Source organism: Pleomorphomonas sp. T1.2MG-36, from assembly GCF_950100655.1.
Lineage (GTDB): Bacteria > Pseudomonadota > Alphaproteobacteria > Rhizobiales > Pleomorphomonadaceae > Pleomorphomonas.
Genome location: NZ_CATNLY010000012.1, coordinates 164,967 through 188,666 on the forward strand (window position 1 = coordinate 164,967; position 23,700 = coordinate 188,666).

Sequence of the window (23,700 nt, forward strand, 5' to 3'; positions counted from 1 at the left end):
GCATTTCGGGCAAACACAGTTCGCCGAAAATGCACTCACTAGAAAATGCCATCCCTCAGGTGATGACATCCGGGGCCTGCCGGCCGGTGCGAGCCTTGATTTCGGCCAGCTTGTCGGCCGCTTCGATCACCTTGGCCAGCGCGACCTGCGCATCGAGGCCATGCTTGCTCACATCCGGCTCGAAGCTTTCAAGGTAGACGCGCAACGTCGCCCCCTCGGTACCGGTGCCCGACAGGCGGAACACCACGCGTTCGCCGCCCTTGAACAGAATACGAAGGCCCTGCTTCTTGGTCACAGAGCCGTCGACCGGGTCGTTGTAGGCAAAGTCGTCGGCGCTCGCCACCTCCAGGCCGGCCACCTTGGTGCCGGGCAATGTCGGCATCATGTCGCGCAGCCTGCTCACCAGCCCTTCGGCAGCAGCCGTATCCACTGCCTCATAGTCGTGTCGCGTGTAGAAGGTGCGGCCGTATTCGGCCCAGTGCTTCTCCTGGATGGCCTTCAGGCTCTCGCCACGCACGGCGAGAATATTGAGCCACAGGAGCACCGCCCACAGACCGTCCTTCTCGCGCACATGGTCGGAACCGGTACCGGCGCTCTCCTCGCCGCACAGCGTCACCTTGCCCGCGTCGAGAAGATTGCCGAAGAACTTCCAGCCGGTCGGCGTCTCGTAGCAATCAAGCCCCTTCTTGGCGGCGACACGGTCGACGGCGCAGGACGTCGGCATGGAACGGGCGACACCGGCGAGCCCTTTGGCATAGCCCTTGGCGAGATGCGCGTTGGCGGCAAGCAGCGCCAGGCTGTCCGACGGCGTCACCACGGCGCCCCTGCCGATGACGATATTGCGATCGCCGTCACCATCCGAGGCCGCACCAAAATCGGTCGCGCCGGGCGATGCCATGAAGTCGTAGAGATCCTTGGCGTAGATCGGGTTCGGATCGGGGTGACCACCGCCGAAGTCGGGCAGCGGCACGGCATTGATGACGCTGCCCGGCGCAGCGCCGAGCTTGCCCTCGAGGATCGCCTTGGCATAGGGGCCGGTGGCGGCGTGCATGGCGTCGAAGCGCAACGTGAAGCCCGACTTGATCAGCGCGGCGATCTTGTCGAAGTCGAACAGCTTCTCCATCAACTCGACGTAGTCGGCGACCGGATCGACCACTTCGATCTCCGTCTCGCCCGCCGTGGAGATGCCGAGTCGATCGAGATCGATGTCGGCGATGTCGGCGACGCGATACTCGGTGACGGTCTTGGTCGCCGCGAAAATGGCATCGGTGACGGTCTCGGGTGCCGGCCCGCCGTTCGAGCCATTGAACTTGATGCCGAAGTCGCCCTCTTCACCGCCCGGGTTGTGGCTGGCCGACAGAACGATGCCGCCGAAGGCGCCGAGCTTGCGAATGACGTTGGAGGCGGCTGGCGTCGAGAACAGGCCGCCCTTGCCGATCACCAGCTTCTTGGCGCCATGGGCGACCGCCATCTTGATGATGACCTGGATGGCCTTGTCGTTGAAGAACCGGCCGTCGCCGCCGATCACCAGCACCTTGCCGGTGACGCCGCCGACCCCGGCAAAAATCGCTTCGACGTAGTTTTCGAGATAGCCCGGCTGCATGAAGACCCTGGTCTTCTTGCGGAGGCCCGAGGTCCCAGGCTTCTGGCCGTCGATCGGCTTGGTGGCGATTGTCTTGATCTGCATTCCCTGTCACTCCCCGAGAGGCAATGTCATTCTATACCAATTACTCAAGCCCTTACCTCCACGAAAGCGAGGAAGGTGCGACCCGGCACTTCCACCGCCTGCCAGGCGCGACGCGGCGTCGCGGCGGCGGGGCGCCCGGTCGGCATGTCGGACGTCAGGACGGGCTTCCAGCTGTGCTCGTCGCGCGTCGGAGGCAGGTGGAAGCGGCGATTGGCGCGGTGCGCGTTCAACATGAGATAGACAGCCTCGCCGTCAGCCTCGGCGTGCGGCAATGCCGAGTCGCGCAACAATACGCCGAACGCCTTGCACTCATGGCTGTTCCAGTCGCCACTCGTCATCGGGCGCCCGGAAACGGCAATCCATTCGACATCGGAAAGGTTGTCCTGCGCCCTTGGCGTTCCATGCAGGAAGCGAGTCTGCCGGAACACCGGATGGGATTGCCTCAGACGGACGACATAGGCCACGAAGTTCGCCAGTTCCGCGTCGTCGGCCTGCCCCCATGTCACCCAGCCGACCGGATTATCCTGGCAGTAGGCGTTGTTGTTGCCAAACTGGCTGTTGGCCAACTCGTCGCCGGCCAGCAACATCGGCGTGCCCTGCGACAGAAGCAGCGTCGCCAGCATGTTGCGCATCTGCCGCTTGCGCGTGGCGACGATGCCCGGATCGGCAGATGGCCCCTCGACACCGTAGTTGGCCGAGTGGTTGTCGGAGTGACCGTCCCGGTTGTCCTCGAGGTTGGCCTCGTTGTGCTTGGACGCGTAGGAAACCAGATCTCTCAGCGTGAAGCCGTCATGCGCCGTGATGAAGTTGACGGACGCCGACGGACGCCGGTTGGAGCGGTCGAAACGGTCGGGCGAGCCCAGCAGCCGCGCCGCCAGCTCCGGCGCCACCAGTTCGTCACCGCGCCAGAAGGCGCGCACCGTGTCGCGGAAGCGATCGTTCCACTCGGAAAAACCCGGGGGGAAATTGCCGAGCTGGTAGCCGCCGGGGCCGATGTCCCACGGTTCGGCGATCAGCTTCACGGTCGACAGCAGCGGGTCCTGCCTCAAAGCCGTCAGGAAGCTGCCCTCGGGATCGAACCCATGCGGTTCGCGCCCCACCGAAGTGGCGAGATCGAAACGAAAACCGTCGACGCCGATCGCCTCGACCCAGTAACGGAGCGAATCGAGAATCATCTGCGTCACGCGCGGATGGCCGGCGTTCAGCGTGTTGCCGGTACCAGTATCGTTGATGTACCAGCGGGGCCGATCGGGATTGAGCCGGTAATAGCTGGCGTTGTCGATGCCGCGGAAGCTGAGGGTCGGTCCGAACTGGTCGACCTCGCCGGTGTGATTGTAGACGACGTCGAGAAGAACCTCGATGCCGGCCTCGTGCAGGGCACGCACCATGTCCCGCACGCGGCCGATGACCGATACGTCCCGAGCACTGTGATCGTAGCGTGGTTCGGGCGCAAAATAGCAAAGCGGCGAGTAGCCCCAGTAGTTGACCAGCCCCTTGCGGGTCAAAAAGCCGTCATCGAGAAAGGCCTGGATGGGCATCAGCTCGATGGCCGTGATGCCGAGCTTCGTGAGATGCTCGATGGTCTCTGGCGCGCCGAGCCCTTCGTAGGTGCCGGCCTTGGCACGCGGCAATCTCGGCATCTGCATGGTCAGCCCACGCACGTGGGCCTCGTAGATCACGGTGTCGCGCCACGGGCGCGCCGGCCGGAAGCTGACGCAGGGCGGCACCTTGGAATCGGTGACCAGCGCCTTCGGCACCACCCGGGCGCTGTCGCGGGTGTCGAAGCTGGCATCGTCGAGCGTCACCGGCTGATAGCCGGCCATCAGGTCGTTCGAGCGAAGTCGACCCGTCAGGACCTTGGCGTAGGGGTCGATCACCAGCTTGTGCGGATTGAACCGGTGGCCACGCTCCGGATCGTAGGGCCCGTGAACGCGGAAGCCGTAGGCGGTGCCGACCCCTATCCCCGAAACGTAACCATGGAACACCTCGTCGGTGCATTCGGGCAACGTCAGGCGCGCATGCTCGAAACCAGTGAGCGGCTCGAAGAGACAGACATCGACGCGTGTCGCATTGGCCGAGAAGATGGCGAAGTTGACGCCATTCCCGTCGAATTGTGCACCCAAGGGATACGGTCGCCCGGACCGAATCGACAGCGTCATCGGACTTCAGACGCCCACGGCCGTCAGCTCGCGGTAGAGCGCGACATAGTCAGGCGCCGAATCCTCCCAACCGACTGGATGAGCCATCGCCCGCGCCTGCAGCGCTCGCCAGACCTTCTTGTTGTGGAAGAGATCGAACAGACGCTCGATGGCAAACCCGAGGCCGGCGGCCGAGACCGGAGCAAACTGAATGCCCGTCGCGCTTCCCGCCCGCACCGAAGCGTCGTTGGCGTCGATCACCGTATCGGCGAGCCCGCCCGTCCGCGCCACCACCGGGATGGTCCCGTATCGCAGACCATAGAGCTGGGTAAGGCCGCACGGTTCGAAGCGCGACGGAACGAGGATCGCGTCGGCACCGGCCTGCATGGCGTGGCTGAGCGGCTCGCTATAGCCGATGTGAACGGCGACGGCGCCCGGATTGGCGGCGGCCGCTTCGACGAAGGCGCGTTCCATGCCTTGTTCGCCCGCACCAAGGATGGCGAGCTGCCCACCGCGCCGCACAATGCCCTCAAGGTTGGGCAGCAGCATGTCCAGGCCCTTCTGGCCGGTGAGCCGGCTCACCACGATCATCAGCGGCGCATCCGGATCGACGCGCAACCCCATGCGGGTTTGCAGCTCCGTCTTGCAGATCGCCTTGCCGGCCATTTTGCGCGCGCTGTAGTTGGAAGCGATCAGCGGATCGTTCGCCGGATCCCAACTCTTCGTGTCGATCCCGTTGACGATGCCGCTCAGCACGTTGGCGCGCTCGTTGAGCACGCCTTCCATGCCGAAGCCGAACTCCTGCGTACGCAGCTCGCGCGCATAGGTGGGGCTGACGGTCGTCAGCCGATCCGAGAACACGAGCCCACCTTTCAGGAAAGAGCAGTAGCCATAATACTCAAGGCCGGCCGGCGTGTAGAAGCTCGACGGCAATCCGAAGGTGTCGAAATCGGCACGACCGCAGATGCCCTGGAAAGCGACGTTGTGAATGGTGAAAACGGTCTTCGGCCGCCCCTCGGCGGGGCCGGCCAGAAGATAGGGGGCAACGAGGCCGGCCTGCCAATCGTGACAATGGACGACGGCCGGCTTCCAGTCGCCCACACCCGAGCGGCCGACGGCGGCGCCAATCGCCGACAGCGCGGCGAAGCGGCGGGTATTGTCCCACCAATCGTTGCCGTCCGCTCCGAGATAGGGATTGCCGGGGCGGTCGTAGAGGTGAGCGACATCAAGGGCCAGCACCTTCAAGCCGTCCGCCGTCTCGCCCGCCAGCAGGCGTCCCGGCCCGCCGAACACATCCGGATAGGTTGCGACTTCCTCGACGCCCCGAAGATGGCCGACCACGCCGGGATAGGCAGGCATGAGCACGCGGACATCACAGTCGAGGCGGGCGAGCGCCAGCGGAAGAGCCCCCGCGACATCGGCGAGACCGCCCGTCTTGATCAGCGGATAGCATTCGGAGGCAACGAAAAGGACGCGCACTTGATCACCCCGACAGGTTATGCCAACTCGCGAGGATGCTGACGCATCCGCTCGTTGAAGTCATCACGATTTTCTCATCCCAGCCAAAGACATGGGAAACTCGGGACTGAAGGATCGAGCACCGGTCGACTGACGTTCGATATCGTCCGCGCGCGGGAGAGGGAATTGCGACCGATCCTTTCACACGGAGGCGCCGCCTTCAGCGGTTTTGCCGGCAGCGGCGCCAATCCCGAGAATGGATCGGGCGCGGGTTTTGCCACGCCCCCGACGTATTTTCAACGCCACAGTCAGAGCTGCAGCCGATCGATCATGTCCTGGGTAATCAGGCAGACGCCGCCTTCACTACGACGGAAGCGGCTGGCATCCAGCTCCGGATCCTCGCCGACGACGAGACCGGGCGGAATGGTCACGCCCTTGTCGACGACGCACTTGGTAAGGCGAGCCCCCCGGTAGACCGACACGTAGGGCAATATGACGCAATGCTCCACTTCGGAATAGGAGTGGGCATGCACGCCCGTGAACAGCAAGGACTTGTCGACGCGGGAACCGGAGATGATGCAGCCACCCGACACCAGCGAACTGGTGGCCGCGCCACGCCGGCCATCTTCATCGTGAATGAACTTGGCGGGCGGCGTCAGCTCGGTATAGGTCCAGATCGGCCATTTCGTGTCGTAGAGGTCAAGCGACGGAACGAAGTCGGTAAGGTCGATGTTGGCCTCCCAGAAGGCGTCGATCGTTCCCACATCGCGCCAGTAGGGTTCGGCCTCCGACGACGAGCGGACGCAGCTGTCCGAGAACTTGTGGGCGATCGCCTTTCCACCCTTCACGATGGCCGGGATGATATCCTTGCCGAAATCGTGGCTGGAGTTCGGATCGTCCTGATCCTGGCGCAGCAGGTCGATCAGGAAGCTGGTCTTGAAAACATAGATGCCCATGGAGGCCAGCGCCAGATCCGGACGACCGGGCATGGGCGGCGGATCGGCGGGCTTCTCGACGAAAGCGATGATCCGGGCGCTCTCGTCGATGGCCATCACACCGAAGCCGGTGGCGTCCATGCGGGGCACTTCGATGCAGCCGACGGTGACGTCGGCGCCGGACGAGACATGCTGGTCGAGCATGATCTCGTAGTCCTGCTTGTAGATGTGGTCGCCGGCCAGGATGATGATGTATTCGATGTGGTGCGCTTCGATGATGTCGATGTTCTGCGTGACCGCGTCAGCGGTGCCGACGTACCACTTGTCCTCGGCGACACGCTGCGAGGCGGGGAGGATGTCGAAGCTCTCGTTGCGTTCCTGGCGGAAGAAGTTCCAGCCGTATTGCAGGTGCCGGATGAGGCTGTGCGCCTTGTACTGGGTCGCCACGGAGATGCGGCGAATACCCGAGTTGAGCGCGTTGGACAGCGCGAAATCGATGATGCGGCTCTTGCCGCCGAAGTAGACCGCCGGCTTGGCCCTGCGATCGGTGAGCTCCTTGAGGCGACTGCCCCGCCCTCCGGCCAGCACGAACGCCATCGCTTCGCGCGCCAACCGCCGATTAGTGTGAGAATTGTCAATCATGCTGTCCTCCCGACTTGTCCGCCGTCGGCCCGGTTCCGTCGATGGCGCAGCCGGCATTGCCAGCCCGGAACGGAACCAGAGGCGAATCGGTCGGCGCTTTCTTCCCCGCCCGCCCGCTCGCCATGATGGCTCGACGCACGGGTACTATGGCGCGGCAAGGTTAATTTGTCTTCCCCCTATTTCGGCTGCGAAGGAATTCAAACCCTTGAAGAAACAGCACTACGACCATGTGCGGACGGCCGCCCCGCATCCGTTGCGGGGCGGCGCGGGACTCAGACGGCGGGCGCCGCCGGACGCTCCAAAACCTTGACGACGGTGCCGACCGGCACGCGTTCGAACAGGTCCATGACGTCCTGATTGATGAGGCGAATGCAACCGGAAGAGACGTTGCTGCCGATCGTCCAGGGCTCCACCGTGCCATGAATGCGGTAGAGCGTGTCGACGTTGCCCTGATAAAGGTAGTGCGCACGGGCGCCGAGCGGATTGTCCGGACCGCCGGGCATGCCACCGGCCCACTTCTTGGCCTTTGGATCGCGCGCCTGCATCTCCACCGGCGGGTGCCATGACGGCCACTTCGCCTTGCGGCGGATGACGGCGCTGCCCGACCAGGCGAAGCCCTCGCGACCGACACCGATGCCGTAGCGCATGGCCCTGCCGTCACCGAGCACAAGGTAGAGATAACGCGCCGGAGTATCGACGATGATGGTGCCAGCCGGCTCATCGGTGTCGTAACCGACTTCCCGGCGCAGGAAGGCCGGATTGACCTGCGTCAGGTCGACGGCCGGAACGGTGAATCCGCCATCCCGAACTTCACCATACATCGCCAGATACTCGGCGGACGGCCGAGGATAGCGCTTCGGCTTGGTCGGGTCGATCAGCGGCGGCATCGCCGGTGTTCCTGGGGCGGAAACGCAGGCGGCGAGTGCAAGGGGAAGCGCGGCGAGAAAGGCTCGCCTGGACGGTAGGTTCATAATCTCCACTTTCTGTCGATTCGGCGGTGGCACTTCAGGCAACCCGATGAACGCCCACTAATCCAGCCGGGTTGATAAACTTATCCAGTAGATATCAGTTTTCCGGAACCGGATGCAGGATGCGTTCGCCGTATCGCTGGTGAAAGGCCGTCATCGACTTGTCGGCAACCCGCACCGTGAGGCGCAGCGTGCCGTCTTCGTCGTCGTGGCGCTCCAGAACCTCGCCGTGATCGTAGAGCCAGGCGAGTCCCGCTCCGTCGGACGACTCGAGGGTCAGCTCGTGCACGGGACGGCCGCCAAGCAGGCGCGCTTCGATGGCCGCCAGCAGCTCCGGCAGCCCCTCGCCCGTCACGGCCGAGACGACGTGTCGCTCCTGCCCTCCCGGCGCCTCGGTGCCGGCCTGGGCGAGAAGGGTATCCCTGCGCCCGCCGTCCACGAGGTCGATCTTGTTCCAGACCTCGATGATCCGATCGCGATCCGTCGGATCGAGGCCAAGCTGCTTGAGCACATCGGCAACATCGCTTGCCTGAGCCTCGGTATCCTTGTGCGAAATGTCGCGGACATGCAGGATGATCGAGGCTTCGATCACCTCTTCGAGCGTCGCCCGGAAGGCCGCGACGAGGTGGGTCGGCAGATTGGAGATGAAGCCCACGGTATCGGACAATATGGCGTCGGTGCCGTGGGGCAACTTGATGCGGCGCAGCGTCGGATCGAGTGTCGCAAAGAGCAAATCCTTGGCGAAGACATCCGCCTCGGTCAATCGATTGAACAATGTAGACTTGCCGGCATTGGTGTAGCCGACAAGCGCCACGACCGGATGAGGCACCTTGCGCCGCTGGCGGCGGTGCAGGTCGCGCGTGCGCTTCACCTGCTCCAGATCCGCCTCGATGCGCGTGATCTTCTCCTGGAGCTGCCGGCGGTCGGCCTCGATCTGCGTCTCGCCAGGGCCACCGAGAAAGCCGAAACCGCCGCGTTGCCGCTCAAGATGGGTCCATGACCGCACGAGACGCGATTTTTGATATTTGAGGTGGGCAAGCTCCACCTGCAGCCGCCCTTCGCGCGTGCGTGCGCGCTCGCCGAAGATCTCCAGGATCAGGCCGGTCCGGTCGATGACCTTGGTCTTCCAGCCCTTCTCGAGATTGCGCTGCTGGATGGGCGTCAGGGCGTGATCGACGATGACGAGGTCGATCCCCTCCTCCTTCACCGTCACGCCAATTTCCTCCACCTTGCCGGTACCGAACAAGGTCGCCGGCTTGGGCTGGTTCACCGGCACGGCAATGGTGGCGTGAACGTCGAGATCGATGGCGTGCGCCAGACCCGAAGCTTCCTCAATACGGGCTTCGAGGTCGCGCTGGGTCGTTGCGGCAGCTTCGTCCCTGGCGGCCCGCTGACGCAAGTCCGGAACAAGGACCAAGGCCCTTGCCGGTTCCTCGATGCGATCGACACCCTTCTTGCGAGGACGGCCACCCTCTTCAAGATCTTGATCGTCGGTCACTGGCCCTCCCGAAAACCGCGACATTGGCGGTCAATATGCGATGATCTCCGAACCGCCCGCCTGGGAGATGTACCTCCACAAGCGGACACGTACGGAACAAACCGAACTCAGTTCGGTTCCTCGCTGCCCTCGAAAAGGGCCAGCGGCTGGGCCGGCATGATGGTGGAAATGGCGTGCTTGTAGACGAGCTGGGAATGCCCATCGCGCCGCAGAAGGACGCAGAAGTTATCGAACCAGGTGACCACGCCCTGCAGCTTGACGCCATTGATCAGAAAAATCGTCAGCGAAATCTTGTTCTTACGGACGTGATTGAGGAAGGTGTCCTGAAGATTTTGGGCTTTGTCCGCCATTTTTTCTCGGCCTTTTCGACTTCGTTTTTTTGTGAGGGGCAAACGCCACACCGACGCCACGCGTCGCCCGTTGTTATGGTTACGCCGGGCGCGTCGGAAATTACCAGTCCATTTCGAATGCGTGTCGCGGTCGGCAGGCTCGTGCTATCCGTGTTTCGACAAGGATGTGACAATTTTGCCAAGCATGACGCCGGCCGTCAAATCGGCGTCCGTTCCGCGAGCTCGTGAAAACGCCGCCTGAGCTGGGCAGCAACGCTGCCGGGGGCACCGTTGGCCACCGTCTCGCCATCCACGCTGACGACCGGACAGAGAATCGCCCCGGCCGACGTCAGGAATACTTCGCGCGCCGCCTTCATTTCCGCGACGGTGAATCGCCGTTCCGTCACCGGTACGCCTTCGGCTGCCGCCACCTCCATCAGCACCGAGCGGGTGATGCCTCGGAGAATGCCGCGATCGGCCGGACGGGTGACGAGCCGCCCTTCGCCGTCGACCAGCCAGACGTTGGCGGACGAGCCTTCGGTGACGAACCCCTCATCGTCGACGAACACCGCCTCGAAGGCGCCGGCCTCGCGCGCCGCCTGCTTGGCGAGCGCATTGGGCAGCAGGCCGACGGTCTTGATGTCCACGCGCTCCCAGCGATTGTCCGGAAGGGTGATCACCGGCACGCCTGTTTCATAGCGGAGCGCCGCCGCGGCTACATCGAGCGACTTGGCCGTCGCGGTAAAAGTGGGATTCACGCCAATGGGGAAGGCATGGTCGCGTGGCGCGGCGCCTCGCGAGATCTGCCAATAGACGTAACCGTTCCGGACCCGGTTGCGCCGGGCGACCTCACGCAGGACGTGGGTCATGGCCGCCCGGCTCATCGGCGCGGCAATCCTGAGTTCGGCCAGAGACCGATCGAGCCGGTCGAGATGGCGGCGGAGATCGATGATCGCTCCGTCCTTGATCTGGCAGGCCTCATAGACGGCGTCGGCAAACTGATTGCCGCGATCCTCGACACTGACGACGGCTTCCCTGGATGGAACGTAGCGTCCGTTGACGTAGGTGACGCGGGAACTCATGGCAGCTCTCCAGGGACAATGCGACACGGCGATCAGGGCTATTCCAGCTCGACGATCCGCCCTTCGTCGAGCGTGATGCGGCGATCCATGCGTTCGGCCAGCGCCATGTTGTGCGTGGCTATGATCGCGGCAAGACCGGTGGCCCTGACCAAGGCTGCCAGGGCGTCGAACACGTAATGCGAGGTCTTTGGGTCGAGGTTGCCGGTCGGCTCGTCGGCGAGCAGCACCTTGGGCGCATTGGCGACGGCACGGGCAATGGCGACGCGCTGCCGCTCGCCGCCCGAAAGCTGCGACGGCAGATGCGTGCCGCGTTTCTCGAGGCGCATGTAGGCCAGAAGGTCGTTGCCGCGCATGGCGGCTTCCTTCTTGTCGAGGCCGGCGATCATCTGCGGGATCATCAAGTTCTCAAGCGCGGAGAACTCCGGCAGAAGATGATGAAACTGGTAGACGAAACCGATCTCCGTGCGGCGAAGCCGCGTTCGGGTGGCGTCGTCGAGCTTGCCGCAGGTCTTGCCGCCGATGACGACATCGCCCGCGTCGGGCTTCTCCAGAAGGCCGGTGATATGCAGCAGCGTCGACTTGCCGGCGCCGGACGGGGCGACCAGCGCCGTCAGTTCCCCGGCGAACAGGTTGAAGTCGCAACCGCGCAGAATGGGCAGCGTGCCCGATCCTTCCTTGTAGGACTTCTCGATGCCGACGAGCTTCAGGACCGGGTCCTCGACACCGGTGATGAGGGTTTCCATAGCCGGCATCACTCGTACCTCAGGGCATCGACGGGATCGAGACGAGCCGCCTTCCAGGCGGGATAGATGGTGGCGACGAAGGACAGCACGAGGGCCATGATCAGCACGCTCACCGTCTCGTGCATCTGCATGTCGGCGGGCAACTGGCTGAGATAGTAGAGCTCCGGCGAGAACAGCTCGGTGGAGGTCAGCCAGGACACGAACTGCCGGATCTTTTCCACGTTGAGACAGACCAAGAGACCGAGGCCGAAGCCGGCAATGGTGCCGGCCACGCCGATCGCCGAGCCGGTGATCAGGAAGACGCGCAGGATGGAGCCCCGGCTCGCGCCCATCGTCCTCAGAATGGCGATGTCGTGGCTCTTGTCCTTCACCAGCATGGTCATGCCGGAAACGATGTTGAGCGCCGCCACCAGCACGATCAGCGTCAGGATCATGAACATGACGTTGCGCTCGACTTCCAGCGCCGAGAAGAAGGTGACGTTGCGTTGCCGCCAGTCGGTGATCAGCACCGGCCGTCCGGCATCGATCGTCAGCTTTTCCTTGATGGTTCCGATGTCATCGGGATTGTTGACGAAGACGTCGATGGCGGTGACCTTGTCCTCCATCATGAAGTACTTCTGCGCCTCGGCGATCGGCATGAACACGAAGGTACTGTCGTATTCGCTCATGCCGATCTTGAAGATGGCAGAGACGGGATAGGCCTTGACGCGCGGCGTCGTTCCGAGAGCGGTAACGTTACCCTTGGGGCTGACCAGCGTGACCTTGTCACCGACCGTGACGCCAAGGCTTTCGGCAAGCCGCTGACCGATGGCGATGCCGATACCGTCGTCGAACTTGTCGAAGGAGCCGATCTGCACGGTATTGTAGACCAGTGGCAGTTTCTGGAGATCGGCGCTGCGCACGCCGCGAACCAGCACGCCGAAAGCGCCGGACGGACCGGACGCCAGCACTTGCCCTTCGACGAAGGGCATGGCGACCCGGACGCCATCGACGCCGGCAAGGCGATCGGCCACGGATGCATAATCGGTGAGCGGGCTATCGATCGGCTGGACCACGGCGTGACCGTTGATGCCGAGGATCTTGTCCATCAGCTGGCCGCGGAAGCCGTTCATCACCGCCATGACGATGATCAGTGTGGCGACGCCCAGCATGATGCCGACGAAGGAAAAGCCGGCGATCACCGAAATGAACGCTTCCTTGCGACGGGACCTCAGATAGCGGCCGGCCAGTTTCCACTCGAAGGGGGCGAAGGGACGCCCCGCTTTCGCCTCGCTCATCCAAAGACCTCCAAACGCCGGCCAAACATAGGAATTCCACGCCAAGGCCACGATGATCGGTGGCCGACTCGCACGCTACCGGGCGGCAACGCTTGAGAGTAGCAAATTCCGTCCGCAGGCATGCCGTCCTTTCCGGGTTTTCCAGACGGAATCGGACAACCGCGAGGGGCGGCATGCGACCGCCCCTCTTCAGCGACAATCAGGCCTTTTCTGTGACGCGGGCGATCGCCGACTCCAGCGACACCAGTTCCTTGTCGCCGGTGGCGCGGCGCTTCAGCTCGACGACGCCGTCGGCCAGCCCCTTCGGACCGATGATGATCTGCCACGGCAGGCCGATCAGATCCATGGAGGCGAACTTGGCGCCCGGACGGGCGGCGGTGTCGTCGTAGAGCGGATCCTTGCCGGCAGCGACGAGCTTCGCGTAGGCATCCTCACAGGCGGCGGTCACGGCCGCGTCGTCGGGGCGCAGGCTGATCACGCCGGCACCGAAGGGCGCCACGCTTTCCGGCCAGATGATGCCGGCGTCGTCGTGGCTCGCCTCGATGATGGCGCCGATGAGACGCGACACGCCGATGCCGTAAGAGCCCATGATCACGGGCTGCTCGCTGCCGTCCGGCATGGCCACCTTGGCACCCATCGGCTCGGAATACTTAGTGCCGAAGGAGAAGATGTGACCGACTTCGATACCGCGCGCCGACACGCGCCGTTCCTCCGGCAGAGCGGCGAAGGCGGCCTCGTCGTGCATTTCGTCGGTGGCGGCGTAGCGGCTGGTGAACATGTCGACGACCGGCGACAGATCGCCATCGAAGTCGATGTCCTCGCCGGGAACCGGAAGATCGAGCAGATCCTTGTCGCAGAACACCGCGCTCTCGCCGGTGGAGGCGAGAATGATGAACTCATGGCTGAGCTTGCCGCCGATCGGGCCGGTATCGGCGCGCATCGGGATGGCGGTGAGGCCCAGGCGCTTGTAGGTCCTGAGATAGGCGACGAACATCTTGTGGTAGGCGCGCAAAGCACCGGCCTGATCGACGTCGAAGGAATAGGCGTCCTTCATCAGGAACTCGCGGCCACGCATCACGCCGAAGCGCGGACGCACCTCGTCGCGGAACTTCCACTGAATATTGTAGAGGTTGAGCGGCAGGTCGCGATAGGAGCGCACATAGGTGCGGAAGATGTCGGTGACGACCTCCTCGGCGGTCGGGCCGTACAGCATCTCGCGCTCATGGCGGTCGATGATGCGCAGCATTTCCTTGCCGTAGGCGTCATAGCGGCCGCTTTCGCGCCAGAGATCGGCCGGCTGGATGGACGGCATCAGGATTTCGACGGCGCCGGAACGGTCCTGTTCCTCCCTGACGACGGCTTCGATCTTCTTGAGCACCTTCAGGCCGAGCGGCAGCCAGGAATAGATGCCGGCGTTTTGCTGGCGCATCATGCCAGCACGCAGCATCAGGCGATGCGAGACGATCTCCGCCTCCTTGGGCGCCTCTTTGAGAATGGGCAGGAAATACCGGCTGAGACGCATGGAATCCTCTCGCGCGTTGTGTGAGCGCGCTACTCAAAGCGCATCGACCCTGAAAAAACAAGATCGATCGGTCACCGATCGTCCGAAAGCAACGACATGCGGCAGCACTCACTATGACTTTAGTCTATGGGGCAAATCACGGATGGAGCGACAATTCGGAACGGATCCAGAAGCCTCCGCCAACCTATTGATATGGCGATATTTCCCAATCCAGATCGTAAGGGCGCCGAACGAAACGGCCCATGCCGAACAAGCATGCAGCCTATGCACAAATGGATGACAAACCAAAAAACGCAGTGTATGGTACCCGCCATAAACAAGGACGGCACAGCCAAAAGACAAAATGCTTCAGTAAATGAAGCCGTCGAAATAGGCAAAAGTAGAATGCCATCCAGTCATCGCGGTCTGAGTCTTGGGAGGGAAAACCCATATAGGCGCGGAAAACGCTGCCGCCGGCGGATGGATTGGGAGGTCTTTCTATCTGTAGGCTTTATGGGCTGACACGCGGAACTAGAAAGCAGGGCTTCGGCCCTGCTTTTTTATTTATACTTGCAAGATGACACCCCTGCTCTGGCGGCCTTTCACCATCGGGATGAAAAACACCGTTCAACGAACGGCGGCTACCGCTCATCCGCAGAAGCCCTTATCCTGTCCATCAACAGAAAAGGACAGATCATGAGCATTCCCGGAAAGGGCGGCAACGACCGCATCGAGGAGATCATTCTTCCGAACGTCCGCGATCTCGGCGGCTTCAAGGTGCGTCGCGCCCTGCCGTCGGCGCAGCGCCGCATGGTCGGGCCATTCATCTTCTTCGACCAGATGGGGCCGGTGATGTTTGGCGCCGGCGAGGCGGAGGACGTGCGGCCGCATCCGCACATCGGCCTGTCGACGCTGACCTACCTGTTCGACGGCGAAATGATCCATCGCGACAGCGCCGGTCACAAGGAGACGATCCGAGCCGGCGAGGTCAACTGGATGACGGCCGGAAACGGCATCGTCCACTCCGAACGTTTCCCCGCGGCCGTGCATGCCGCCGGAGGGAACCTGTTCGGCACCCAGATCTGGGTGGCGCTGCCCAAGGCAAGCGAGGAGATCGCCCCTCTCTTCAGCCATCATGACAAGGCCGTGCTTCCCGTATTCTCCGATACCGGCATGCGAATGACATTGGTGGCCGGCGAAGGCTTCGGGGTTCGCTCGCCGGTGCCGGTCTACTCGGACCTGATGTATGCCGATGTCCACCTCGAAGCCGGCACGCGCTTCAAGGTGCCGCCGGACCATGTCGAGCGGGCCGCCTACGTCATCCATGGCGGCGTCGGCATCGAAGGGCAGGATGGCGTGTTCCCGCCGAACCAGCTCGTCATCTTCCGCCCCGGCGCCGAGGTGATCCTGGTCGCGACGGAGCCGACGCGTCTCGTGCTGATCGGCGGCGAGCCCTTCCCGGAGAAGCGACACATCTACTGGAATTTCGTTTCCTCATCGAAGGAGCGCATCGAGGCCGCCAAGGCGGATTGGCGCGCCCGGCGCTTTCCGGAGATCGTCGGCGAGACGGAGTTCATCCCTCTCCCGCCCGACCCAGTGGGGCTGAGGATCAAGGACTGACGTCAGCAGCCTTCCAAGCTGAATGCACCAACGAAAAGGGCGGCGCCAATGGCACCGCCCTTTCCATATTCCGAATCCGAAACCGGATCAGCGCTTCGAGAACTGGAAGCTGCGGCGAGCCTTGCGCTTGCCGTACTTCTTGCGCTCGACGACGCGGCTGTCGCGGGTCAGGAAGCCGAGCTTCTTGAGCACGCCGCGCAGGCCCGGCTCGTAGTAGGTCAGCGCCTTGGAGATGCCGTGGCGCAGCGCACCGGCCTGGCCGGAGAGGCCGCCGCCGGCAACCGTGGCGATGATGTCGAACTGGCCGTCGCGAGCAGCGGCGTAGATCGGCTGCTGGACGATCATCTGGAGCACCGGACGACCGAAGTAAGCGTTGAACTCCTTACCGTTCACAACGATCTTGCCGGAACCCGGCTTGACCCAGACGCGAGCGATGGCGTTCTTGCGCTTGCCGGTGGCATAGGCGCGGCCGAACTTGTCCAGCTTCTGGACGTGCACCGGGGCTTCGGCCACCGGGGCGACGTCGGCAGTGCCGAGTTCAGCGAGGGAGGAGAGCTCAGCCATGGATCAAGGCCTCGTGTTCATCTTGTTCATCGACTTGACGTCGAGGACTTCCGGCTGCTGGGCGGCATGGGGATGCTCGGCACCAGCGTAGACGCGGAGGTTGGAAAGCTGGCGACGGCCAAGCGGCCCCTCGGGAATCATGCGCTCAACGGCCTTCTCGAGCACGCGCTCGGGGAAGCGACCTTCGAGGATCTGGCGCGCCTTGCGCTCCTTGATGCCGCCGATATAGCCGGTGTGCCAGTAATAGGTTTTGTCGGTGTACTTGCGGCCGGTCAGCACCACCTTGTCCGCATTGATGACGACGACATTGTCACCGTCGTCCATGTGCGGGGTGTAGGTGGCCTTATGCTTGCCGCGGAGGCGCATCGCGATCACAGTCGCGAGGCGGCCGACCACGAGGCCTTCGGCGTCAATCAAGACCCACTTCTTCTCGATGTTCGCCGGCTTCGCCGTATAGGTCGTCATGGGCGTTACCGTCTTCCGGTTGGGCCGCCCCAAAAGGCGGCCGGTTCGTCATCTCTTTCGCACCGTTGCCGATGCGAAAGGGCGGCTCCCGTTACCGGGCGCCGCCGTCGCGCCTTCAAATATGGAAATGCCGCTCGTTTGTCAAGCATAACGAGCGGCACCATATTCATAAAAATCAATAGCTTAAGCTAGACGGTAGCATGATACCGCATGAATTTTCCGTCTTTAGGCGAGCCCGAGCAGCGCCTTGACGTCGGCAATATCCGTGGGCTTGCCGAAATCGATCACACCCTCGCCGGGCGCGATGCGGCGAATGAGGCCGGACAGCACCTTGCCCGCCCCCACTTCCACGAACTTGTCGACGCCGGCACCGGCCATGGCCGACACGCTCTCGCGCCAGCGGACGGTACCGGTGACCTGGGCGACGAGCTGCTTGCGGATTGCCTCGGGGTCGGATGTCGAGACGGCCGTGACGTTGGCGAAGATCGGCACGATCGGCGCGTTGATGGTCGCCGCGGCCAGCGCCTCGGCCATGGCCTCGGCCGCCGGCTGCATCAGGCGGCAATGGAAGGGAGCGGAGACGTTGAGAAGCATGGCCCGCTTGGCGCCCTTGCTCTTGGCGATATCGACGGCACGGATGACCGCGAGCTTGGCACCCGACACCACCACCTGGCCAGGAGCATTGTCATTGGCCGCCTCGCAGACGTCGCCCTGGGCGGCTTCCTTGGCAACGGCCACGGCCGCATCGAAATCGAGCCCGAGCAGCGCAGCCATGGCGCCCTCGCCCACCGGCACGGCCTTCTGCATGGCGTTGCCGCGCGTCCGCAGCAGGCGGGCGGCGTCGGTCACCGACAAGGCGCCCGTGGCAGCCAGGGCCGAATACTCGCCGAGCGAGTGACCGGCCACGAAGGCAGCGTGCTGCTTGATGGTGATGCCCTCGGCCTCCAGGGCGCGCAGCGCGGCAAGGCTGACGGCCATCAGAGCCGGCTGGGTGTTGGCGGTCAGCGTCAGCTGATCCTCGGGACCGTTGAAGACGATGTCGGACAACTTCTCGCCGAGAGCGTCGTCCACCTCTTCGAACACCGCCCGCGCGGCGGCGTAATGATCGGCGAGGGCTTTGCCCATGCCGATGGCCTGACTGCCCTGACCGGGGAACACGAAGGCGTTGGTCATCTGTTGTTTTTCCTCAATGGTATTCGGCCGGACACGACCATTTGGCCGCGCAAGAGTCAAGGCCGCGCGGCCGGGATCCGGGGACGGCGGGTTTCACGACCGCCGCGGAAGCAACGCCCCGGCGGCGACCGCCAACCAGCCGAGGATCAGCGCGACGCCCCCCGAAGGCGCCGCCATTGGAAACAGACTCCTCGCCATCGCCGCCTTGAAGATCAGATCACCCGAGAACAGGAGGCACCCAACGACGAACAGCAGGGCCGACAGCCTTATCAGCGGTCGATCGACGGCGTTGGCGAGCGCCAGCAGCGCCGCGGCGTGAAACAGAAGGACGTTTCCGGCGACGTCCAGGTTGGCGCCGGTGACGGCGTGGGCGCCGACGGCGAGCGTCGCCACGCCGGCCGCGCCGGCAAGGCCCGCGAACACTCCGGTCAGTCGTTGATGAAACATCCCGCAATCCTTTCGGCGTGCCCTCTGGCTTCGACGCCTCTCAGCTAATAACGGTGTCCCGTGTCCCCCCGTCAAGAAGCGGAAGACAAGCCCATGATCATTCCGGTCACCGATCCGGCCGACCCGCGTCTCGCCCCGTTCATGAACGTCCGCGATCGCGATCTTCGACAAACCCATGGCGACGCCTTCATCGCCGAGGGCGAAAGCGTGCTGGCGGTCTTTCTGTCGAAGGGGGCGCGCTTCCGGCCTGAGGCACTTCTGGTCGCCGGCAACCGGATCGACACCGCGTTGGCGTGGGCGCCGCCCGACGACCTGCCCATCTACGTTACCGACCAAGAGCTTATGGACAGGGTCGTCGGCTTCCCCATTCACCGGGGGCTTCTGGGTCTCGGCCGGCGCGCGCCCTCCCCACGCCTCGCAGATCTGCTGGCAAGCCGCCCGCGAGTCGTCGTCGGCCTTGTCGGCATCGCCAATCACGACAACATGGGCGGGATTTTTCGCAACGCCGCCGCCTTCGGATCGGGAGCGGTGGTGCTCGACGCGACCTCGTGCGACCCGCTTTATCGGAAAGCGATAAGGGTGTCGGTCGGTGGCGTACTGAACGTGCCGTTCACACGGCTCGATACGGACACAGGCGTCGCGGCGGCCTTGGGCGACCTTGGCTATCGGGTGCTCGCATTGTCGCCACGCGGGGCCATGCGGCTGCATGAGGTCCCAACCGACCGACCGGTAGCCCTGCTCCTCGGGACGGAGGGCCCTGGTCTGCCGGATGCCGAGATGGCCCACGCCGAAACGGTGCGTATCGACATGGCCGGCGGGTTCGACAGCCTCAACGTCGCGACCACGAGCGGCATCGCGCTCTACGAGCTGACGCGCAGGATGACGGAGAGAGGCTGAACCGGCCTCCCTCGCCTGCCGCAGGCCGGACGCCGGAAGGTGCTCCAACACCCTGCGCTATCCCCCCGTGATGACTGTGGCCATGTCCCGCCAGGAGCGTGCCGCCGTCGGCTCGCCCAAGGCCTTCTCACGGGCAAACAGCTCGGCCTCCCGCTTGGCAATGTAGTCGCGGGTGATCGGGACCACGTCGTTCCGATGAGTAAGCTGGAACTGGTAGACCACCACGTCGAGGAAGCGGAACGCCGCCTCGCAGAGCGCGAGATAGCATTCCCACATCCGGCAGAAGCGCTCGTCGTAGAGGGCCAGCGCCTTGTCGCGCCGAGCCGTGAAACGCGAACGCCATTCGCGAAGCGTGTCGGCATAGTGATGGCGCAGCACTTCCACGTCCGCCATCATCAGCCCGGACTTCTCGACGGCGGTCACCACTTCGGACAAGGCGGGCAAGTGACCGCCGGGGAAGATGTATTTGGTGATCCAGCCGTTGGTGAGCCCCGGCGTCGAGGTATGGCCGATGGTGTGCAGCATGAACACGCCGTCGTCGGCTAGGAGGTCGGCCGTCTTGCGAAAAAAGGTGTCGTAGTTCTGAGGGCCGACGTGCTCGAACATGCCGACCGAGATGATGCGATCAAAGCTACCGCGCATGTTGCGATAGTCTTCGAGCTCGAACTTGACGTGGTCGTAGCCCTTGTCCGCAGCTCGCCTTCTGGCGATGGCCAGTTGCTCGTCGGACAGCGTGATACCCTTGACGCGGCCAGCCTTGCCGGCTTCGGCGAGGTAGAGCCCGAGCCCGCCCCAGCCGGAACCGATATCGAGCACGCTCATGCCAGGATCGATGAGGAGCTTGGCGGCCAGATGCCGGCACTTGGCGCGTTGCGCCTCCTCGAGCGTCATGTCCGGCGCGGCGTAATAGGCGCAGGAGTATTGTCGGTCCGAATCCAGGAACAGATCGTAGAAGGCGGCATTGAGGTCGTAATGATGGACCACGTTGCGGCGCGACCGCAGCAGCGTGTTGCGCCCGACCAGCAAGTGCCTGATCTTGCGTGCCATCAGGAACAGCTTCCGACCGGTGAACTGGCGCATGCCGACGCCATGCTGGAGCAGCAGTTCGACAAGCTCGTAGAGCGTACCCTCGACGACATCGAGCCTGCCGTCCATATAGAGTTCACCGAACCGGACTTCCGGATCGCGGATCAACTCCGAGGCGACCCCACGGTCGGCGATGCGGGCTACGACGCGTTTGCCGCTGCCATCGCCGAACGTCCAGCGTGTTCCATTGTAGAGTTCAACTTCAAACGATCCCCGCGTCACCAGCTTGTTCAGCAGGCCGCGGAGAATATTTTCCGCCCAGACCATCGCATGGTCCCCCACCAACGCTATCGCGGCGGCATCGGTTCTGCGGTCTTCAACAAGGCCGAAATCGTAAACGTCCGATGGCGCCAACTGAAACTGCAACCGAGGCCGTAGAGGATCGTCGCCACTGAAATGAAGTCCGGTCCGGAGCCGGGGTCCGCCAGCGGCGGACGACGGCCCCTGTCGGCGGCCCGTTCATAAATATGATCGAAACTCAAAAAGGTTCCAGAAAAAACCTAACGCCGCGCAGAATCCGGCGATCACGACTGCGCGACCTATCTGGCTGATCGATCAAAAATCTGCCGGCGCGAGATGGCGGAGGCCCGCATCGTCGCACGGCTCACCCCTTCCGCTCGGCGGCCTCCAAGCGCACCGTCTCGGCCGGGACCGGCAAACCGCGCTCGACGAAAAGACGGATCACACCGGCGGGAATCGGGCGGCAACCGCAGTTTGCGGCGTGCCCGGCGTGCCAGGTCATACGCTGTTCCGGCTTGGGATTTTTCGGCATGGGGTTCGCTTCATGCCACGCGCGATTGAGTATGCTCACAACCTACCCCACTCTTGATCTTCCCTGTCTATTCCCGAGGAGACGACAGAAGATGTCAGCAAGGACTGCCATCGGGGGTTCGACGTAGGGTCTCAAAAAGAACGGCCCTCGTTTGCCGAGGGCCGTCCTTCATGTCGTCAGAAAAGTCTCGAACTTACCAGAAGCTGGTCAGCCCTTGATTTCCCACACGTCGGGCGACCGCTCGAGACGGGCCGTGAACAGCTGACGCTCAAGCTCCATTTCCTTGGGGAGATGAGAGCCAAACTGGGCGAAGTACTTGCCCTGGTCCTCGGCCTCGGCAAGCGCCTTGGTCTTGGTGACCTTGAGGATGGCATCATACTTGGCCTTGGAGAAGTCGAGGCCGTTCATGTTGAGGTCATCGTAGCGCGGCACCAGGCCGTAGGGGCACTCGACGGCGTCAGCCTCGCCCTTGACACGGCCGACGATCCACTCGAGGGCGCGCATGTTCTCGCCATAGCCCGGCCAAATGAACTTGCCGTTGTCGTCCTTGCGGAACCAGTTGACGCGGAAGATGCCCGGCGCCTTCGGCAGGTTGCGGCCCATGTGGAGCCAGTGCGCCCAATAGTCGCCCATGTTGTAGCCGCAGAACGGCAGCATGGCGAAGGGATCGCGACGCATGCCGGTACCCTCGGCCGCAGCCGTCTGCTCGGAGCCCATGGTGGCGGCAAGATAGACGCCGTGGCTCCAGCTGAACGACTGCATGACCAGCGGGAAGGCGGTGGCAACGCGGCCGCCAACGATGAAGGCCGAGATCGGAACACCGGCGGGATTCTCCCAGTCCGGATCGATCGACGGCACCTGGCTCGCCGGAGCGGTGAAGCGGCTGTTCGGGTGAGCCGCCGGGCGGCCGCAATCCGGGGTCCAGTCCTTACCAGTCCAGTCGATCAGGTGCGCAGGAGCCTCATCGGTCATGCCTTCCCACCACACGTCACCGTCGTCGGTCAGCGCGACGTTGGTGAAGATGCTGTTGGCATGCAGCGTACGCAGTGCGTTCGGGTTCGACACTTCGTTGGTGCCGGGGGCAACACCGAACAGACCGTTCTCGGGGTTGATGGCGCGCAGTTCGCCATCGGCGTTCGGCTTCACCCAGGCGATGTCGTCGCCGATGGTGGTGATTTCCCAGCCGGCATAAGCCTTCGGCGGGATGATCATGGCGAAGTTGGTCTTGCCGCAGGCCGACGGGAAGGCGGCGGCGACGTAAGACTTCTCGCCCTTGGGGTTCTTGACGCCGAGGATGAGCATGTGCTCGGCCAGCCAGCCCTCGTCGCGGGCCATGACCGACGCGATACGCAGGGCGAGACACTTCTTGCCGAGCAGGGCGTTGCCACCATAACCCGAACCGAACGACATAATCTCGCGGGTGTCGGGGAAGTGGACAATATACTTAGTGTCGTTGCAGGGCCAGGCGACGTCCTTCTGGCCGGCTTCGAGCGGGGCGCCGACAGAGTGGATGCAGGGCACGAACTCGTTGTTGCCGAGCACGTCGAGCACCTTGGTACCCATGCGGGTCATGATGCGCATGTGGACGGCGACATAGGCGCTATCGGAGAGCTCAACGCCGATCTGGGCGATCTTCGAACCGAGCGGACCCATGGAGAAGGGGATCACGTACATCGTACGGCCCTTCATGCAGCCCTTGAACAGGCCCATCATGGTGGCGCGCATTTCGGCCGGATCAGCCCAGTTGTTGGTCGGGCCGGCTTCTTCCTTGGTCTTGGCGCAGATGAAGGTGCGGCTCTCGACGCGGGCAACGTCCGACGGATTGGAACGGGCGAGGAAGCTGTTCGGACGCTTCTTGTCGTTCAGACGGGTGAAGGTGCCGCCGTCGACCAGCTCCTGGCAGAGACGATCATACTCTTCCTGCGAACCATCGCACCAATAGATGCGGTCCGGGGTCGTCAGCTTGGCGACTTCTTCGACCCAGGCAATAAGCTTGGCATTCTTGGTAGGAGCTTGTGACATCAGCTTTCTCCGATGGACATATCGCCGCCCGTTCCGGTCTCATTCGCGAGAGAGGACTTATGAGACGATGCGCCGACAGGGGTGGGTAAGGTTCGCAGCCTGAATAAAGAGACGTCCGCTGTGGCGACTACACCACAAAAGAGCAGCATCGGGAACCTTACGGCCCCATCAGACAACCCCATGACGGTCAACTCTCCTGCCAGTCTCTCCAACGCCCGGCACCCATAACCGAGCGGCCCGGATTAGCGTTCCTGAAAAAGACAATACCGACTGAAGTATGAGGGATCAATCGTTGTAAGACCGTACGAGGGTATAGATACGACCCTCAAAATAACGGAACATAATAGGAACAGAAGACCATCGAGAGACCAGTCAACTGAGCATTTCGGCTTATTT

At 63.4% G+C, this 23,700-nt stretch carries 18 protein-coding genes and 1 pseudogene; 2 read left to right on the plus strand and 17 right to left on the minus strand.

Going from position 1 to position 23,700, the window contains the following annotated elements; translation table 11 throughout:
* Positions 1–55: 55 nt before the first annotated feature.
* The 11 genes from QQZ18_RS07725 to proS all read right to left on the minus strand — a co-directional run bounded on the left by QQZ18_RS07725 (position 56) and on the right by proS (position 14,279).
* Positions 56–1,687 (minus strand): alpha-D-glucose phosphate-specific phosphoglucomutase, encoded by a 1,632-nt coding sequence (locus QQZ18_RS07725; protein WP_284539745.1) that lies wholly within the window; start codon positions 1,685–1,687, stop codon positions 56–58.
* A 44-nt stretch (positions 1,688–1,731) separates the two neighbouring features.
* A complete protein-coding gene (glgX, locus tag QQZ18_RS07730) occupies positions 1,732–3,846 on the minus strand; it encodes a glycogen debranching protein GlgX (RefSeq protein ID WP_284539747.1) in 2,115 nt (704 codons plus the stop codon).
* 6 nt (positions 3,847–3,852) lie between these two features.
* Positions 3,853–5,304: a glycogen synthase GlgA gene (glgA, locus tag QQZ18_RS07735; protein ID WP_284539749.1), complete on the minus strand. Its 1,452-nt coding sequence runs from the start codon at positions 5,302–5,304 to the stop codon at positions 3,853–3,855.
* A gap of 287 nt (positions 5,305–5,591) precedes the next feature.
* Positions 5,592–6,860 (minus strand): glucose-1-phosphate adenylyltransferase, encoded by a 1,269-nt coding sequence (gene glgC / locus QQZ18_RS07740; RefSeq protein WP_284539751.1) that lies wholly within the window; start codon positions 6,858–6,860, stop codon positions 5,592–5,594.
* A gap of 272 nt (positions 6,861–7,132) precedes the next feature.
* Entirely contained in the window at positions 7,133–7,747 is a 615-nt protein-coding gene (locus QQZ18_RS07745) for a L,D-transpeptidase (RefSeq protein ID WP_342398913.1), read from the minus strand.
* Between the two features lie 178 nt (positions 7,748–7,925).
* Positions 7,926–9,326, minus strand: a complete 1,401-nt coding sequence (hflX, locus tag QQZ18_RS07750; RefSeq protein WP_446728619.1) for a GTPase HflX — start codon at positions 9,324–9,326, stop codon at positions 7,926–7,928.
* Positions 9,327–9,433: 107 nt separating this feature from the next.
* Positions 9,434–9,676 (minus strand): RNA chaperone Hfq, encoded by a 243-nt coding sequence (gene hfq / locus QQZ18_RS07755; protein WP_026791804.1) that lies wholly within the window; start codon positions 9,674–9,676, stop codon positions 9,434–9,436.
* A 197-nt stretch (positions 9,677–9,873) separates the two neighbouring features.
* Positions 9,874–10,737, minus strand: a complete 864-nt coding sequence (locus QQZ18_RS07760) for a D-amino-acid transaminase (RefSeq protein ID WP_284539757.1) — start codon at positions 10,735–10,737, stop codon at positions 9,874–9,876.
* A gap of 38 nt (positions 10,738–10,775) precedes the next feature.
* Positions 10,776–11,480 (minus strand): ABC transporter ATP-binding protein, encoded by a 705-nt coding sequence (locus QQZ18_RS07765; RefSeq protein ID WP_284539759.1) that lies wholly within the window; start codon positions 11,478–11,480, stop codon positions 10,776–10,778.
* An 8-nt stretch (positions 11,481–11,488) separates the two neighbouring features.
* Complete coding sequence (locus QQZ18_RS07770; RefSeq protein WP_284539761.1) at positions 11,489–12,757, minus strand: lipoprotein-releasing ABC transporter permease subunit; 1,269 nt, start codon at positions 12,755–12,757, stop codon at positions 11,489–11,491.
* A 199-nt stretch (positions 12,758–12,956) separates the two neighbouring features.
* Positions 12,957–14,279: a proline--tRNA ligase gene (proS, locus tag QQZ18_RS07775; protein ID WP_284539763.1), complete on the minus strand. Its 1,323-nt coding sequence runs from the start codon at positions 14,277–14,279 to the stop codon at positions 12,957–12,959.
* Between the two features lie 675 nt (positions 14,280–14,954).
* Here proS and QQZ18_RS07780 point away from each other — a divergent pair.
* Complete coding sequence (locus QQZ18_RS07780; protein ID WP_284539765.1) at positions 14,955–15,878, plus strand: pirin family protein; 924 nt, start codon at positions 14,955–14,957, stop codon at positions 15,876–15,878.
* Positions 15,879–15,965: 87 nt separating this feature from the next.
* Here QQZ18_RS07780 and rpsI read toward each other — a convergent pair whose 3' ends face one another.
* From rpsI to QQZ18_RS07800, 4 genes are all read right to left on the minus strand, one after another.
* Positions 15,966–16,442 (minus strand): 30S ribosomal protein S9, encoded by a 477-nt coding sequence (gene rpsI, locus QQZ18_RS07785; RefSeq protein WP_284539767.1) that lies wholly within the window; start codon positions 16,440–16,442, stop codon positions 15,966–15,968.
* Positions 16,443–16,445: 3 nt separating this feature from the next.
* On the minus strand, positions 16,446–16,907 hold the full coding sequence (gene rplM, locus QQZ18_RS07790; RefSeq protein WP_251725712.1) for a 50S ribosomal protein L13: 462 nt from the start codon (positions 16,905–16,907) through the stop codon (positions 16,446–16,448).
* Between the two features lie 225 nt (positions 16,908–17,132).
* Positions 17,133–18,080, minus strand: coding sequence for an ACP S-malonyltransferase (gene fabD, locus QQZ18_RS07795; protein ID WP_284539771.1), 948 nt, complete (start codon positions 18,078–18,080; stop codon positions 17,133–17,135).
* Between the two features lie 93 nt (positions 18,081–18,173).
* Positions 18,174–18,527 carry a DUF423 domain-containing protein gene (locus tag QQZ18_RS07800; RefSeq protein WP_284539773.1) on the minus strand — a complete coding sequence of 118 codons (354 nt, stop codon included), beginning with the start codon at positions 18,525–18,527 and terminating at the stop codon, positions 18,174–18,176.
* Positions 18,528–18,620: 93 nt separating this feature from the next.
* Between QQZ18_RS07800 and QQZ18_RS07805 the strand changes: the two genes are divergently transcribed.
* On the plus strand, positions 18,621–19,424 hold the full coding sequence (locus tag QQZ18_RS07805) for a TrmH family RNA methyltransferase (RefSeq protein ID WP_284539775.1): 804 nt from the start codon (positions 18,621–18,623) through the stop codon (positions 19,422–19,424).
* A 57-nt stretch (positions 19,425–19,481) separates the two neighbouring features.
* On the opposite strand, the gene QQZ18_RS07810 is transcribed toward QQZ18_RS07805, so the two are convergent.
* Both QQZ18_RS07810 and QQZ18_RS07815 read right to left on the minus strand, forming a co-directional pair.
* Entirely contained in the window at positions 19,482–20,777 is a 1,296-nt protein-coding gene (locus QQZ18_RS07810) for an SAM-dependent methyltransferase (protein ID WP_284539778.1), read from the minus strand.
* Positions 20,778–21,489: 712 nt separating this feature from the next.
* Positions 21,490–23,313, minus strand: a pseudogene (locus tag QQZ18_RS07815) (phosphoenolpyruvate carboxykinase (GTP)); the annotation flags it as partial.
* Positions 23,314–23,700 lie beyond the last annotated feature (387 nt).

Excerpts from the sequence above, each read along its gene's own strand:
- QQZ18_RS07725 (WP_284539745.1), bottom strand. The coding sequence starts at position 1,687 with ATGCAGATCAAGACAATCGCCACCAAGCCGATCGACGGCCAGAAGCCT.
- glgX (WP_284539747.1), bottom strand. The coding sequence starts at position 3,846 with ATGACGCTGTCGATTCGGTCCGGGCGACCGTATCCCTTGGGTGCACAA.
- glgC (WP_284539751.1), bottom strand. The coding sequence starts at position 6,860 with ATGATTGACAATTCTCACACTAATCGGCGGTTGGCGCGCGAAGCGATG.
- QQZ18_RS07745 (WP_342398913.1), bottom strand. The coding sequence starts at position 7,747 with ATGCCGCCGCTGATCGACCCGACCAAGCCGAAGCGCTATCCTCGGCCG.
- hfq (WP_026791804.1), bottom strand. The coding sequence starts at position 9,676 with ATGGCGGACAAAGCCCAAAATCTTCAGGACACCTTCCTCAATCACGTC.
- QQZ18_RS07760 (WP_284539757.1), bottom strand. The coding sequence starts at position 10,737 with ATGAGTTCCCGCGTCACCTACGTCAACGGACGCTACGTTCCATCCAGG.
- QQZ18_RS07765 (WP_284539759.1), bottom strand. The coding sequence starts at position 11,480 with ATGGAAACCCTCATCACCGGTGTCGAGGACCCGGTCCTGAAGCTCGTC.
- QQZ18_RS07770 (WP_284539761.1), bottom strand. The coding sequence starts at position 12,757 with ATGAGCGAGGCGAAAGCGGGGCGTCCCTTCGCCCCCTTCGAGTGGAAA.
- proS (WP_284539763.1), bottom strand. The coding sequence starts at position 14,279 with ATGCGTCTCAGCCGGTATTTCCTGCCCATTCTCAAAGAGGCGCCCAAG.
- QQZ18_RS07780 (WP_284539765.1), top strand. The coding sequence starts at position 14,955 with ATGAGCATTCCCGGAAAGGGCGGCAACGACCGCATCGAGGAGATCATT.
- rpsI (WP_284539767.1), bottom strand. The coding sequence starts at position 16,442 with ATGGCTGAGCTCTCCTCCCTCGCTGAACTCGGCACTGCCGACGTCGCC.
- rplM (WP_251725712.1), bottom strand. The coding sequence starts at position 16,907 with ATGACGACCTATACGGCGAAGCCGGCGAACATCGAGAAGAAGTGGGTC.
- fabD (WP_284539771.1), bottom strand. The coding sequence starts at position 18,080 with ATGACCAACGCCTTCGTGTTCCCCGGTCAGGGCAGTCAGGCCATCGGC.
- QQZ18_RS07800 (WP_284539773.1), bottom strand. The coding sequence starts at position 18,527 with ATGTTTCATCAACGACTGACCGGAGTGTTCGCGGGCCTTGCCGGCGCG.
- QQZ18_RS07805 (WP_284539775.1), top strand. The coding sequence starts at position 18,621 with ATGATCATTCCGGTCACCGATCCGGCCGACCCGCGTCTCGCCCCGTTC.
- QQZ18_RS07810 (WP_284539778.1), bottom strand. The coding sequence starts at position 20,777 with ATGGTCTGGGCGGAAAATATTCTCCGCGGCCTGCTGAACAAGCTGGTG.